The sequence below is a fragment of the Mesorhizobium sp. M4A.F.Ca.ET.050.02.1.1 genome (genome assembly GCF_003997725.1).
Classification (GTDB): Bacteria; Pseudomonadota; Alphaproteobacteria; order Rhizobiales; family Rhizobiaceae; genus Mesorhizobium.
This window is the reverse complement of sequence record NZ_RZSG01000072.1, coordinates 1-14,220: the sequence shown is the minus strand read 5'-3', so window position 1 is coordinate 14,220 and position 14,220 is coordinate 1. Positions and strand designations below refer to the sequence as shown.

General features: G+C 62.1%; 13 protein-coding genes. 3 read left to right on the top strand and 10 right to left on the bottom strand.

The window, feature by feature from the left end; translation table 11 throughout:
- Positions 1 to 327: 327 nt before the first annotated feature.
- From EOA33_RS08380 to EOA33_RS08335, 10 genes are all read right to left on the bottom strand, one after another.
- Entirely contained in the window at positions 328 to 1,971 is a 1,644-nt protein-coding gene (locus EOA33_RS08380) for an MFS transporter (protein WP_126063923.1), read from the bottom strand.
- A 173-nt stretch (positions 1,972 to 2,144) separates the two neighbouring features.
- Positions 2,145 to 3,128, bottom strand: coding sequence for a beta-ketoacyl-ACP synthase III (locus EOA33_RS08375; RefSeq protein ID WP_127405412.1), 984 nt, complete (start codon positions 3,126 to 3,128; stop codon positions 2,145 to 2,147).
- Entirely contained in the window at positions 3,125 to 4,390 is a 1,266-nt protein-coding gene (locus tag EOA33_RS08370; RefSeq protein WP_126080683.1) for an adenosylmethionine--8-amino-7-oxononanoate transaminase, read from the bottom strand. Before EOA33_RS08370 ends, EOA33_RS08375 begins: the two co-directional genes overlap by 4 nt.
- Positions 4,390 to 5,025 (bottom strand): dethiobiotin synthase, encoded by a 636-nt coding sequence (gene bioD, locus EOA33_RS08365; protein ID WP_063169254.1) that lies wholly within the window; start codon positions 5,023 to 5,025, stop codon positions 4,390 to 4,392. Before bioD ends, EOA33_RS08370 begins: the two co-directional genes overlap by 1 nt.
- Positions 5,022 to 6,161, bottom strand: coding sequence for an 8-amino-7-oxononanoate synthase (locus EOA33_RS08360; protein WP_024505572.1), 1,140 nt, complete (start codon positions 6,159 to 6,161; stop codon positions 5,022 to 5,024). Before EOA33_RS08360 ends, bioD begins: the two co-directional genes overlap by 4 nt.
- On the bottom strand, positions 6,158 to 7,126 hold the full coding sequence (gene bioB / locus EOA33_RS08355) for a biotin synthase BioB (protein WP_245454882.1): 969 nt from the start codon (positions 7,124 to 7,126) through the stop codon (positions 6,158 to 6,160). The genes EOA33_RS08360 and bioB overlap by 4 nt, the downstream gene beginning before the upstream one ends.
- Before the next feature lie 174 nt (positions 7,127 to 7,300).
- Positions 7,301 to 8,182 (bottom strand): carboxylating nicotinate-nucleotide diphosphorylase, encoded by an 882-nt coding sequence (gene nadC / locus EOA33_RS08350; protein ID WP_024505570.1) that lies wholly within the window; start codon positions 8,180 to 8,182, stop codon positions 7,301 to 7,303.
- 1 nt (position 8,183) lies between these two features.
- Positions 8,184 to 9,725, bottom strand: a complete 1,542-nt coding sequence (locus EOA33_RS08345) for an L-aspartate oxidase (RefSeq protein ID WP_024505569.1) — start codon at positions 9,723 to 9,725, stop codon at positions 8,184 to 8,186.
- Positions 9,722 to 10,696 (bottom strand): quinolinate synthase NadA, encoded by a 975-nt coding sequence (nadA, locus tag EOA33_RS08340; protein WP_126063925.1) that lies wholly within the window; start codon positions 10,694 to 10,696, stop codon positions 9,722 to 9,724. The genes EOA33_RS08345 and nadA overlap by 4 nt, the downstream gene beginning before the upstream one ends.
- Positions 10,697 to 10,758: 62 nt before the next feature.
- Entirely contained in the window at positions 10,759 to 11,721 is a 963-nt protein-coding gene (locus tag EOA33_RS08335; protein WP_126063926.1) for a hypothetical protein, read from the bottom strand.
- 171 nt (positions 11,722 to 11,892) lie between these two features.
- On the opposite strand from EOA33_RS08335, the gene panB reads away from it, so the two are divergent.
- The 3 genes from panB to EOA33_RS08320 form a co-directional block, all read left to right on the top strand.
- On the top strand, positions 11,893 to 12,729 hold the full coding sequence (gene panB, locus EOA33_RS08330; RefSeq protein ID WP_126063927.1) for a 3-methyl-2-oxobutanoate hydroxymethyltransferase: 837 nt from the start codon (positions 11,893 to 11,895) through the stop codon (positions 12,727 to 12,729).
- A complete protein-coding gene (locus tag EOA33_RS08325) occupies positions 12,726 to 13,502 on the top strand; it encodes a pantoate--beta-alanine ligase (RefSeq protein WP_127405411.1) in 777 nt (258 codons plus the stop codon). Before panB ends, EOA33_RS08325 begins: the two co-directional genes overlap by 4 nt.
- A gap of 92 nt (positions 13,503 to 13,594) precedes the next feature.
- Positions 13,595 to 14,220 (top strand): acyl-homoserine-lactone synthase (locus EOA33_RS08320; protein WP_127405410.1); only part of this gene is annotated, 626 nt, incomplete at its 3' end.

Here is a 14,220-nt window from a genome sequence, read left to right as displayed (position 1 = left end):
GTCGAAAACGGCTTCATCCGCGTGCGGCCGGAGCACCGCTTTGTTGTTCGCGCCGTTGCTGCTGCATTCGATGCTTTTCTCGCGAATCGATGAGTTGAGGCCACGACGCCGAAAGGCATCAAACCTTGTTTGGCGCTCGTCGGCATGGGCTCTCGCAGAAGACTCCGCAAGCGTATGCAGGGGACTTCCACTTGACGCCGCGTTCACCATCATCTCGCCTGGGTGCGCGCGAAAGCGCACAACCCGGAGCACGCTGCTCTCGGTGTGAGGCTGTGCTCTGCAAAGCACCGGTGATCCACCCTGTCCCTGGACAGCAGCTTGATGGCGTCATCTTGGAGGACGAGAAAAGATTGTCGAGGTACGGGTACGAATTGCCTCGGTCGTCCGTTCAATCGAAAGCACTGTCTGCGGAGGCACCTCTCCTTCATGCAGTGACAGGAGATGCTGGGCGACTTCCTTATCTGCTGCGGTGAGTCGATGATTTAGGCGGAGAAAGTCCATCCAGGTGGGGGTGCGGAATGTCTCCGTCCAAAGTGACGGTGTTTGCAGATTTCGCTGGAGCGTCCAGTTTCGTGCACCGGCACGGCTCTGGACGTGTCGCCGCGTGCGCATGGAGCCCAGAAAGGCCTCGATATTTTCCTCCGATATCAAATACTCGACCTTGGCCACGATAGGGCCACTTCTGGGTTTCAGATCGAGAGCCACGTCCGGCGGATGAAAAACTGAACTTTCTTGATCGGTTTCTTCCCAGGGACGGACCGGCAACACGATCCCCGCTGCTGCAACCAGCAACAGAGCGCCTGCGGCGCCCTCCAATGCTAAGGTCAAGGAATAGTTTTGCGCGACAGAACCCCAGATCCAGCTGCCAGCAGCCATACCGCCTGCGCTCAAGGCGTAGTAAATGGAGAGCGTGCGGCCTACAACCCACCTTGGGCTTGCCAACTGCACCGACACGTCAATGCCCGTCCAGGTGATAAGCCAACCCGCTCCGCCGAGCGCCAGCGAAATGGCCGCCACAGGAATCGACGATGTAAGGGCAAGGGAGAGGCAACAGACTGCACAAGCCACAGAGGCGAAGGCCACCAGCCTGTTTTGAGACGTGACCTTCCTCAAGAAGCCGTTGCCCATGCCCGCGATGAAAGCACCCATGCCGAAGCCGGCCAATAAGATACCGTAGACAATTGGCCCACTCTTCAACTGATCCCGGACGACGAGGGGGAGCAACGCCAGAATGGAGATGCTTGCCAATCCGAAAAGAGCGGCTCGGGCGGTCGCTGCCCTGATCTCCAAAGACATCGCAGTAAAGCGCACTCCGTCATGAATTGCCGTCGTCATTCTCTCACGAGGGAGAGGCGAAGAGCGGACCTCCCATTTGGTGCGCCATATCGCGCTTATGGGCGCCAGATCACTCACCGCAGCCAAGGCGAAAGCGGCCAGCGGCCCAAAGACGGCCAGGATCACGCCCCCCAAGGCCGGACCAACGCTGCGCACAATGTTGTATCCGACGGACATAAGCGTCACTGCGGCCGGAATGTCGCGTTTGTGAAGGATATCGCCGACCGAAGCGTGCCAAGCCGGATCATTCAAGGCAAAGCCGCAGCCGGCCAGGAAACCTAACCCGAGAATCAGCCAAGGACTGACAAATCCCAGACCCACAGAAATCATCAGCGTCGTCGACGCCGATGCTATCAGGCAGTGTCCCGCAAACATCACCCACCGGCGGCTGAAGTTGTCGGCAATGGCTCCGGCGAAAACTGAGAGGAAGAACACCGGCAATGTGGATGCGGCCTGGACGAGTGCCACCATGAGGTCGGACGCTGAAATCGTTGCCATAAGCCAACTGATGGCGACCGTTTGCACTAGCCAACCGAGGCTGGAAATCTGGGTGGCCGCCCAAATTGAGCGAAACACCTTGTTTCGAAATGGGGCGAGCGTCTTTGAAACGGGCGGTTGAGGATTTTCGCTCTGCATGAGGTATTGCTGGCCTTCGATGAGCGCTGCGATTTGAGCAAGCGGGTCGATACTTAGACATCGCGGAGCACCGCACGGAACCCAGCTCTATGGAGCTTGCCGGCGACTATTTACGTATTGAGCCATTCTCATAGTCTCATTCATGAGCAGTCCTGTGCGCAAGCATTGCTTTGCTAAATTCCCACCACAAGCGCGCCGCCGCTGAGACCCGCACCCGCTGCCGCCAAGAGGACTTTCTCGCCAGGCCGAAACGGCTGCGCCCGATGCGCGAGCGACAGCGAGAGCGGGATCGTCGCGGCGGAGGAATTGCCGTATTCGACGATCGTCTTGACGATCGAGTGATCAGCGATGCCGAGGTTCCTGCCGACCGCGTCGAAAATGCGCGCATTGGCCTGATGCGGCACGAAACGATCGAGGTCTTGCGGCCTCAGTCGGGCAGCAGTGAGCGCATCTCTCGAGCAGGCGGTCATCATCTCCACGGCCTTGCTGAATACTTCACGGCCGTCAGTGATCGTCATCCGTGTCTGCGCGAGGTCGAGGTCGGCATGGAACGGAGTGTTGCTTCCCCCGGCGGGAATCTGGATTAGCCCGTAGCGCGAGCCGTCGGAATCCACCGAAGCGCCGAGAATGCCTCGATCCGGGTCATCGCAAGGACTGATCACCATGGCGCCGGCGGCATCGGCAAACAGCACGGCGCTGGCGCGCTCGGCCAAATTGATGCGGTGGCTGAGGATGTTGGCGGCGATGACAAGGCTCGCTTTGCCGTGCAGGCGGGTGAACCCGTCGGCGAACATCAGCGCATAGATGAAGCCGGCGCAGGCGCCGGTCAGGTCGATCGCTCCGGCGCGGCCTAGCCCCAGCCGATGTGCGACCAGCGGCGCGCTTGGCGGCAGAAGGTGATCGGGCGTCGACGTGGCGAGCAAGAGTAGACCGACGTCGCCGCGGTCGATACCGGCATTGGTCAGCGCCATGTCGCCGGCAGAGGCGGCAAGGCCCGACAGCGTGTCTTCGTCTGTTGCCCAGAAGCGCGAGCGAATTCCGGTGCGCCGCTCGATCCAGCCGGGCTCAAGCCCGAGCCGGTCTTCGATTTCCGGGTTCTCGACCTTGCGCGCCGGCGCATGATGGCCGAAGCCGAGAACGCGCGACGATAGGTTCATGGCCGCGAGCCGAAGCGTTCGCCGGCCTCCTCTATCGCGTCATAGAGCCCGCCCAATTCGTCGCTGGTGATGCAATAGGGCGGTAGAAGATAGAGGACATTGCCGAGCGGGCGCACAAGTAGCCCCCGCTCAAGGAAAAAAGCGCGCAGTTTTGGCCCGATCTCGGCCAGATAACCGGCTGAGCCGGTGCGTAGGTCGAGTGCCGCGATGGTGCCGGTTGTCCGGCAGTCGGTGAAATATGGATTGACCCGGAAGCGTTGCAGCCCGGCGGCCTGCCTCGCGCTCAAGACCGCGATCCGCTCGGCCACCGGCTCGTCACGCCAGATCTCGACATTGGCAAGTGCTGCCGCGCAGGCGATCGGATTGGCGGTGTAGGAGCTCGAATGGAAAAACGTCTTCTTGCGATCCTCCGAAAAGTGAGCGTGGAAGATGGCATCGGTGGCGATCGTGGCGGCCAGCGGGATGGTACCACCGGTCAGACCTTTCGAGGTGCACAAGATGTCGGGCGAGACGGACGCCTGTTCGCAGGCAAACATGGTTCCGGTGCGCCCCCAGCCGGTCATCACTTCATCGGCGATCAGCAGCGTGCCGGAGGCTTCGGCGATCCTCTTCAATTCGGCAAGAACCCAGGCCGGATACATCAGCATGCCGCCGGCGCCAAGCACCAGCGGCTCGACGATCAGCGCGGCTGCGCGCCGGTCGCGGCTAACGGCCTCGAACCGATCCAGCGTTTCCTGCTCGCGCCCGGCGGCCGGGAAGGGGATGGCGTCGACCTCGAACAGCAAAGGATCATAGGCGGCGTTGAAGACGCCGCGGGCGCCGACGCTCATCGCCCCGATCGTGTCGCCATGATAGCTGTGCTCCATGACGGCGATGCGCGAACGCGGCGCGCCGATGTTGCGGAAATAGCCGAGCGCCATCTTCAGCGCGACTTCGACTGAGGTGGAGCCACTGTCGGAATAGAACACCCGGTCGAGGCCGGCGGGTGCGATGCCGATAAGCGCCTCGGCCAGCCGTTCGGCCGGCTCGTGGGTGAAGCCCGCGAAGATGATCTGGTCGAGGCTCGACGCGGTCGTCTCGATGGCCTTCATGATGCGGGGGTGGCGATGGCCATGGGTGACGACCCACCAGGAAGAAATCGCATCGAGGATGCGGAAGCCGTCGGCCTTGTGGAGATAGGCGCCTTCAGTCAGCACGATTTCAGGGACCGAGGGCTCTAGCGCGTGCTGCGTGAACGGATGCCAGACTCGAGACTCCGCCATCAGTCGCCTCCGGCAATCATGGCCAGGTCGAAGCCGGAAATCATTGCATCTCTCAACGTTTCACCCGTCAGCGGACCGAGGTGCGGCAGCCTGCCCAGCTGCGGCACGCCGCCGAATTCCACGATTGTCCTTTGTGTATCGGCCACCTCTTCGCCAATGAAGGCAATGCCGATGAGCGGGATGGAGCGGGCTCTCAGGGCCTCGATCGACAACAGCGTATGATTGATGGTGCCAAGCGCGGTGCGGGCGCACAGTATGACCGGCAGCCGCCATTGTTCGAATATGTCAATGAACCTTGTCTGTCGATTGAGCGGCACCATCAGCCCGCCGGCGCCTTCGATGACGAGCGGTGTCGGCAGGACCGGAAATGAAAGATCGTCGGCCTCGATCGCGACGCCGTCGATTTCGGCTGATCGATGCGGCGACAGCGGCATCGTCAGTCGATAGACTTCGGGCAGCACGCGTCCGTCGGGCAAGCCGGAAAGCCGGGCGACGACCTCGCTGTCGGTCTCCTCGTTGAGGCCCGATTGCACCGGCTTCCAGTAGAAGCCGTCGAGCAGCCCGGCAAGTCCGGCCGAAAACACTGTCTTGCCAATTCCAGTGTCTGTTCCGGTGACGACGATGCGTTTGGTCATGCTGTGGCCAACACTCCGACGAGAGCCTCGACCATGGCGGAAATGTCGGCTTCGTCGACGTTGAGAGTCAGCGAAATGCGCAGGCGCGACGTACCCTCAGGCACTGTCGGCGGGCGAATGCCGCGTATGTCGAAGCCGCGTGCCTGCAGTCCTGCCGCCACCGCCATGGTGCGGCTGTTATCGCCGATCACAAGCGGCTGGATCTGCGAACCGCTGGGCATCACGCCGCAGCGTTCGGCCAATTGCCGGCTCGCGAAAGCGACACGCTCGTGCAACTGAGCACGACGCATAGGCTCGTCAGACAGAATAGTCAGCGCCTCACGTGCCGCGACTGCCATCAGCGGCGATGGTGCGGTCGCATAGATGAATGGCCGGCACCGGTTGATAAGATAGTCGCACAGTGTTCGCGGTCCGGTAACGAGCGCGCCGGATGCGCCAAGCGCCTTGCCGCATGTGTGGAGCGTGACGATGTTGTCGCGGCCTTCATACGCGGCGGCCAGTCCCCGGCCGTCCGGTCCCCAGACGCCGGTGGCATGCGCTTCATCGACGACGATGAATGCCTGGTACCGATCAGCCAGCGCGACCAGGCTCTCCATCGGCGCACGGTCGCCATCCATGCTGTAAAGGCTTTCGAAGGCGATCCACACCCGCCCCATGCCGCCTTCGGCGCGCCAGCGGGTGATTGCGTCCTCGACAGCGTCGACGTCGTTGTGCGCGGCCAGCTTGAACTCAGCGCGCCCGGCCTGGGCACCCTCATGCATGCTGGCATGAGCGAGCTCGTCGAGGACCAGCAGGTCGCCTTTCTGCGGCAGGGCCGTCAGCAGAGCGAAGTTGGCGATATAGCCGCTGCCGAAGAACAGTGCACGCTCGGCTCCGAAAAATGCCGCTGCGTCCGCCTCCAGTTGCTCATGTTCCGGTGCATTGCCGCGCAACAGCCGCGATCCGGTGGCGCCCACTGGCGTGCCCCGCGCAATCGCCGTCGAAACCGCATCGCCCAGTCTTTTGGAGGCGGCAAGTCCGATATAGTCGTTCGACGAGAAGTCGAGCCCGGCGCGCGGTGCGAGCGTCCGCAACCGGTCCTTGCGCCCCAGTCCCCGCAAGGTTGCGTCATAGCGGGCAAGAATTGCCTCCTTCATTGCGTGGCGAGTTCCATAGGCTCAATGCCGAGGCGCCGGAACAGAAGGGTATCCTTGTCCTCGCCGGGATTTCCCGCCGTCAGCAGCGTGTCGCCGACAAAGATCGAATTGGCCCCGGCAAAGAAGCACAGCGCCTGCGTTTCGTCGCTCATCGCCGTCCTGCCGGCGGACAGCCTTACATAGGATTTCGGCATCATCACCCGCGCGAGCGCAACGATGCGGACGAAATCGATCGGATCGATGGCGTCGGCAGCGGCAAGCGGCGTGCCTTCGATGGGAATAAGCATGTTGATCGGCACGCTTTCCGGCGGCTCGGGCAGGTTCGCGAGCGTGACCAGCATGTCGATGCGATCGGTCTTTTCTTCTCCCATCCCGACAATGCCGCCGCAGCAGACTTTCATCCCAACCGCGCGCACGTGCCCAAGCGTTTCCAGCCGGTCGGCAAAAGTCCTGGTTGAAATAACCTCGCCATAGTAGCGCTCAGAGGTATCGATGTTGTGGTTATAGTAGTCGAGACCGGCCTGCTTCAGGCGAGCAGCTTGCTCAAGATCGAGCATGCCGAGCGTCATGCAGGTCTCCATGCCGAGGGCCTTGACGCCCTCAATCATGGCGACCACAACCTCCATGTCGCGCTCCTTGGGACTTCGCCACGCCGCGCCCATGCAATAGCGCGTTGCGCCGCCATCACGCGCCATGGCCGCTTCGTCGATGACATGCTTGACGTCCACCAGCTTCGACGCCTTCACACCGGTTTCGTAATGCGCAGACTGGCTGCAATAGCCGCAATCTTCGGGGCACCCGCCGGTCTTGATGCTAAGGAGCCGCGACAGCTGCACTCGGTTTCGATCGAAGTTCTGGCGGTGGATCGTCTGAGCTAGGAACAGCAGATCGTTGAATGGCATGCCGTAGATGGCCTCGGCCTCTTTGCGGTTCCATCGCGGAGGCGTTCCATCGACCGATTGCATGGTCTGGTTCACGTCGAACTCCGAGTTCATTCCAATCGTCATCGTCAAACCTTTGTTTGCTAGTCCGGTACGCCTTCTTGGCTTTGGGGCGCACTCGCTAAAGGCGAGCTGCGGCACGTCTTTCCAGCACCTCCTACGCCTGCCGAGCTGATGTTGCTCCTCACGCCGTAATCCTCAGTTCAAGTGCTTGCAGATGTTCTGGTGGTCCGGCATGTCCAGGCCGATGTCGAGGATCGGGGCGCTGTGCGTCAGCCAACCCATGGAGATGAGATCGACACCGGTCGCCGCAATCGCCGCCGCCGTTTTCGGCATCACCCGACCGGACGCCTCGGTGATCGTACGGCCATCCACTATAGAAACCGCGCGGGCAAGATCCTCGACCGACATATTGTCGAGCAGCACCGCGTCAACACCAATCGCGAGCGCTGCATCGAGCTGCTTCAGCGTGTCGACCTCGACCTCGACCTTCACCATATGCCCTGCTGCGGCGCGCGCCCGCTCTATTGCTGTGCGGATATCGCCGGCGATCGCGATGTGGTTGTCCTTTATGAGCACGCCGTCATCGAGGCCGAACCGGTGATTGGCACCGCCGCCGACGCGCACGGCGTATTTCTCCAATGCCCGCAGCCCGGGCGTCGTCTTTCGCGTCGATACAATCCTCGCCTTGTGACCGCGCACGGCCTCAACCATGGCCGCTGTGGCAGTGGCAATGCCGCTCAGCCGGCATAAGAAATTGAGGGCCGTGCGTTCGGCCGTGAGCAGGCCTCGTGCGGGTCCGGACAATCTTGCAATGGTTTCCCCGGCCCCAACCTCGCTGCCATCAGGGCGCCAGATCTGGATGTTGATCGCCGGTTCCACGAGAAGGAAGGCATACGAGACCAGATCGAGCCCGGCAACGACGCCCGCCTGCCTCGCTTTGAGCACCAACGTGGCAGTGCAATCATACGGGATAACCGCATCGGTGGTCAGGTCGCCGGATCTGCCCAGGTCTTCGAGGAGCGCAACGCGCACAATCGGTTCGATCAGGGTCGCGGGGAGGGGGGAGAATGAAGTCATATCAAGTGCTCCGTATGGTAGCCCGGCAATCGAGTGCGGCCGCGGCCCGCATTGCGCTGTGCAGTGTCAGCCGTGATGGGCGCACGTTGGCATCGTGGAGCGGGAAATCGGACCGACAGTGCGCGCCTCGACTCTCTTCCCGCCTCAGGGCCGCCGCGGCGATCATCAGTGAGACCAAAGCCGGACCAGAGGCAGCGACACTATTGGCTGCGATCGGCAGCAGGGTCGCCACCGCTTCGCGCATTGCCTCGCCGTCGCGGATGATACCCAGGGCGGCGGAGACAATCGGGCGGACCACGGAAGCGTCTGGTCGTGGAGGGACGAATGTGGAGCATCTGCGCGGTCGCCGGGTATACGACGTGCCGGCAACGCTTTCGGCAACCCAGCTCGCGGTGACCGCCGCTTCGGTGAGCGAGTTGCTGGCCAGGCGGTTGGCGCCGTGCAGGCCGGTACAGGCCACCTCACCGCAGGCCCACAATCCCTCGATGGAGCTGCGGCCGGCGCTGTCTACGGCGACGCCGCCCATGTGATAATGTGCCGCCGGGCGCACCGGGATCAGGTCGGTCGCGGGGTCGATTCCTGCGCTCCGGCACAATTCGGCGATGCCTGGAAAACGCTTGCCAAATCTCGGGCCGAGACTTTGCCGTGCGTCCAGGAATACGCGGCGTCCAACGGCAAGCTGGTGCCAAATGGCGCGCGCTACGACGTCGCGAGGCGCAAGTTCACCGCCAGGTGTGTCGGCGAGGAAGCGCTCTCCTCGCTCATCGATGAGCACCGCGCCTTCGCCACGCACGGCTTCGCTCACCAGCGGCATCGGCCGGCGCGGACCGTCGAGCGCAGTTGGATGGAACTGTATGAATTCCAAGTCGGCGAGTTCCGCCCCCGCCCATGCGGCGAGCGCCAGCCCGTGACCCCATGAGCCAGCGGGGTTTGTCGTGTCGCAAAACAGCCCGCCGACGCCGCCGGTCGCCAGCACCGCGCGACGCGTGGGCAGAGCGAGCGCGCCGGCTCGTCCTGCTGCGACCACGGCGATGACCGACCCGTCCTGCACGACCAGCCGGCGGACCTCCACATTTTCGATAATGGTGATCGAGGCTGTACGCCGAACCGCGGCGACGAGCGCGCGCACCAACTCGCGACCGGTGGCGTCGCCGGCTGCATGCACAATTCGCCGTCGCGAGTGTGCCGCCTCGAGCCCAAGTCGCAACGCGCGGTCAGGGTGCTGGTCGAAGTCGACGCCGAACCTTTGGATCGTCCTAATCGCTTCGGGTGCAGCTCGTACCACTCGCCGCACCGTGGCCTCATCGCAGAGTCCGTCGCCGGCAGCTATCGTGTCGCAAAGGTGAAAATCTGGGCCGTCGTCGCCCCCGAGACTTGCCGCAAGACCGCCCTGGGCAAGTTCACTGCAGGCTCCGGTTCCAAGCGGCGCGTTGGTCAAAAGCACGACCGGTTCCGGCGCCAGATGAAGCGCCGTCATCAGGCCGGCAATGCCGCCGCCGATGACGACCGGCGCCCCGGCGATGTCGCGAACCTCCAGACTCATAGGGAAAGCATGCGCTCGACCGCGCGGCGGGCGGGGCCGGCAATTTCGGGATCAATCCGGACCTCATGCCGGTTCTGCTCGAGTGCGGCGCGAATGTTGGCCAGGTTGATGCGCTTCATGTGCGGGCACAGATTGCATGGGCGAACGAACTCGACGTCGGGATGCGCGACCGCGACGTTGTCGCTCATCGAACATTCGGTCAGAAGGACGACACGCGTCGGTTTCTCACGCTCGACATAATCCGACATCGCCGCGGTCGAGCCGGAGAACTCCGCCTCCGCGACAACGTCTGGTGGGCATTCTGGATGGGCCAGCACGATGACGCCTGGATGGGCATCGCGCAGTTCCCGGATGTCTGCTGCGGTGAAGCGCTCATGCACCTCGCAATGGCCTTTCCAGGCGATGATCTCGACGTCTGTATCGGCTGCCACGTTCCTCGCCAGATATTCGTCCGGGAGCATCAGCACACGCGCCACGCCAAGCGATTCCACCACCGCCTTGGCGTTGCCGGACGTGCAGCAGATGTCGGACTCCGCTTTTACGGCGGCGGAAGTGTTGACGTAAGTAACAACGGGGACCCCCGGATACCGCAGCCGCATTAGCCGCACGTCGTTTGCCGTGATCGATTCGGCCAGCGAGCAGCCGGCGCGGAGATCCGGGATGAGCACGGTCTTGTTCGGATTGAGCAGTTTTGCCGTCTCGGCCATGAAATGAACGCCGGCAACCACGATGATGTCGGCGTCGACCGTCACCGCCTTGTGGGCCAACGCCAGGCTGTCGCCGACGATGTCTGCCACGCAATGAAAAATTTCGGGCGTCTGGTAATTGTGCGCCAGCACCACCGCATTGCGCTCACGCTTCAGCGCTAAGATGGCTTCAATATCGCCGGCGAACGCGAGCCATTCAACGGGTGGGATCACCCGCCGGACACGCTCATACAGGGACGCAGCCATAGGTAACGCCCCAGTCATTGGCGCCTCGATTATATTCGGTTTGACAATAAGGGAATATATCTACCTTGACTATAAGTATGTCAAGCCCGCGCCAGCGGTAATTTTGTCCCGGCGATAGCCCTGTCGTCGAGGACGGCATGCCGGAAGCGATAAAGCTTCGCCGGTCGGCCGCCCGTGTCGAGGGAGGTCTCCCCGGTCTCCTCAACAAGTTCCTGCTGCTCGACCAATCTCCGGAAGTTCGGCTTGTTGATCAGCCTGCCAGCCAAAGCTTCCACGGTTCGCTGCAGTTGCAGCAGCGTGAAGGAAGGCCGCATAAGCTCGAACACGACCGGCCGGTATTTGATCTTCGAACGCAGCCGCGCGATCCCGGTTGCCAGAATACGACGGTGGTCAGCGACCATTGGTTTGCCAGCCGCGGCCGCAATCGCGTCCCTGCCGCCACCGGCCTCCTCAATCAGACCAGCTTCATAGAGCAACTCGTAGCGTTGGAGCGTGAGTTCCTCGTTCCAATGGCGGTCGTCGAAGCCGAAGGCTATCGCAGCGCGCTGCCGGCGCTCGCGTTGAGTGGTCGGCTCGCTGGCGCCGCCGGCCCACTCAATCAGGCGGGGCCGCAATCTATCGAGCAGCACAGGCGGCGTGCCGAAGCGGTGGTCCTCCCAGGGAAAATATTCGTACCAACTTTGCCAGCCGCACGCGGCCGAGTTCGTTGCCTGTTCCTTCCTGGTCAATGCGAGATAGCTGATTGAGATGACGCGCTGGTGGCGCTCAGTGCCGATGCGATCGCGATCGGCGAAGGTGTAGAGTTGCTCGATGTATCCAAGTGCATGGCCGGTCTGCTGCTCCACCCACCCCCTCAAACCCGACTGCAGTGATCGATGCTCAAGGGCAAAAGGTCCAGAAGGGAGGGTGTCCGCATGACCGACTGTGAGGACACAGGGCTCACTGTCGTTTACGGCGACCACGACGGCAGTCAGGTCCACTTTGGCTTCGTCAGCTTTGACGGCGGCTTTGCCTTTCTTGGTTCTTCTTGTCTGAGGATCCATGTTTGCGAAAGCGGGTTGGCCCAACGGAGCGCCTTAATCGATTGAATGTAACCTTGGAAGCCAGCACGTCAACACCAGAGTACTCAAGCGCTGTTTTTAGCTCTTCGCAGTCGCACAAAAATATGCCAAACGCGACACCCGCTGTTGGTAACGTAAGGGAAGGGGCCTCGGTTGAGCGCGGCTGGTGAGATAAAAGGGATGACTCCTCCAGATATTCGATCGCGAAAAGGCCAGACGCCACTTGTATGCTTGACGGCCTACACCACGCCGGTCGCGAGGCTGCTCGATCGCCACTGCGACATCGTTCTTGTCGGCGACAGCGTCGGCATGGTGCTGCACGGCCTGTCGTCGACGCTGGGGGTCACGCTCGACATGATGATCATGCACGGACAGGCCGTTCGCCGCGGCCTTGAACACGCGCTGATGGTCGTCGACCTGCCCTTCGGTTCCTACGAGGAAAGCCCAGAGCACGCTTTCGGCAACGCTGCGCGCGTGATGGGTGAGACCGGTTGTTCAGCGGTAAAGATCGAGGGCGGCGAGACCATCTCGGAAACCATCCGCTTCCTTACCGCGCGCGGCGTACCTGTCATGGCCCATGTGGGCCTGACGCCGCAGGCGGTAAACACGTTTGGAGGCTATCGTGTGCAGGGCCGGGGAGCCGATGCAGAGCGGATCAGGCGCGACGCCAGGGCGGTAACCGAAGCGGGCGCCTTCTCCTTGGTGCTGGAAAAGATACCGGAGCAGCTTGCACGGCAGATAACCGCCGATATCGACATACCCACAATCGGCATCGGTGCCTCGCCAGCTTGCGACGGCCAGATTCTGGTGAGCCACGATATGCTCGGGCTCTTCACCTCATTTCGGCCGAAGTTCGTCAAACGCTATGCCGAGCTCGGTGAGCAGGCTGAGGCGGCAATCGCCGCTTACGCCACCGATGTGCGGAACCGGCACTTTCCGGCGGTCGAACATCTCTATGTCAACGCCTTGAAGGCCGGTGACTTCACATGAGCGTGCCGATCGCTCGAACCGTGAGCGAGCTGCGCGGCGTCGTTGCGCAATGGCGTCGCTCGGGTGCCACGATCGGTATTGTGCCGACCATGGGAGCCTTGCACGACGGGCATCTGAGCCTCGTGCGGAAGGCGCTCGAAAGGGCCGAGCGGGTGATCGTGACGCTGTTCGTAAACCCCAAGCAGTTCAACAGCCCCGCCGACCTGATTGCCTACCCTCGGACGGAAAGCGACGATGCTGCCAAGCTCGCTCTGCTGGGCACGCATCTGCTCTATGTGCCGGACACAGAGGAAATGTACCAGGTGGGCTTCGCCACGGGTGTGGACCGCGATCACCGTTATTTGCCGACCTCTCAGCAGGAAGTCCTGGAAAAAGCAGCTGAGTTCGGCATTCGCGGCGGACTGACCATGTCGATGCATGATCATCGCGGCCGGTTCGCCGCACTGACCTTCGCCTCCAACGAGGCGCATCCGCCATTTCTGAGGTCGCTGACGCGCTACGAAAAAGCAATGCAACTGGTTGCGATCAACGTTCATATCCATGCCCGGCGCAGGCTCGCCGAAGATTGCGTGGTAGATGGCATAACGCTCACCCGGCGGGAGTTCGAGTGCCTGAAATGGGCGGCGTGCGGCAAGTCGGCCTGGGATATCAGCCAGATTCTCGGTGTCTCGAAACGCACCGTGACCTTCCATCAGGAAAACGCCAAGGCGAAGCTTGGCGTGCGAACCATCAACCAGGCCGTAGTGCGGATGGCTGCTCGGGCGAGATCCTGATCCTCTCCAAGTCTAGCTGTAAAGGTCTACAGGCTGCATTCATGACGGCTTTGCCCTTCGATTGCGTGGACACATCCCGCACGGAGACGACAATGATGCAGCTGATAACACCCGACTGCTACGCCGAGTTTGCGAGCGAACTCAAGGAAATGCACGGACTTAGGTATCGGGTTTTCAAGAAGCGGCTCGATTGGGAAGTGCAGACCGAAGGCGAAATGGAAACGGACCCGTTTGACAGCCTGAACCCCGTCTACCTGCTTCTCAAGGGGTCCGATTGGCGAACTTGCGGCTGCGTCCGCCTTTTGCCGACCACCGGACCGACAATGTTGCGCGATACGTTTCCGACGCTGCTGGATGAGATGGTGGTCCCTGCGAGTGCCGATATCTGGGAGAGTAGTCGTTTCGCGCTCGATCTCCCTGCGACAGCGCCGAAGGCAGCTGGCGGCCTGGCCCAAGCAACCTACGAGCTCTTCGCGGGGATCATCGAATTCGGCTTGGCCAACAATCTCTCCGGGATCGTAACGGTGACAGATACGCGCATCGAAAGGATCCTTCGTCTCGCCACCTGGCCGTTGTCACGTATCGGACAGCCCAAGCAGGTCGGCAACACCGAGGCAGTCGCCGGCTTCCTCGATATTTCCTACGCCAGTCTCTTGCGCATCCGCTGGAGGGGACGCCTCAACGGGCCGGTGTTGTGGCAACCAGTTCTCATCCAATC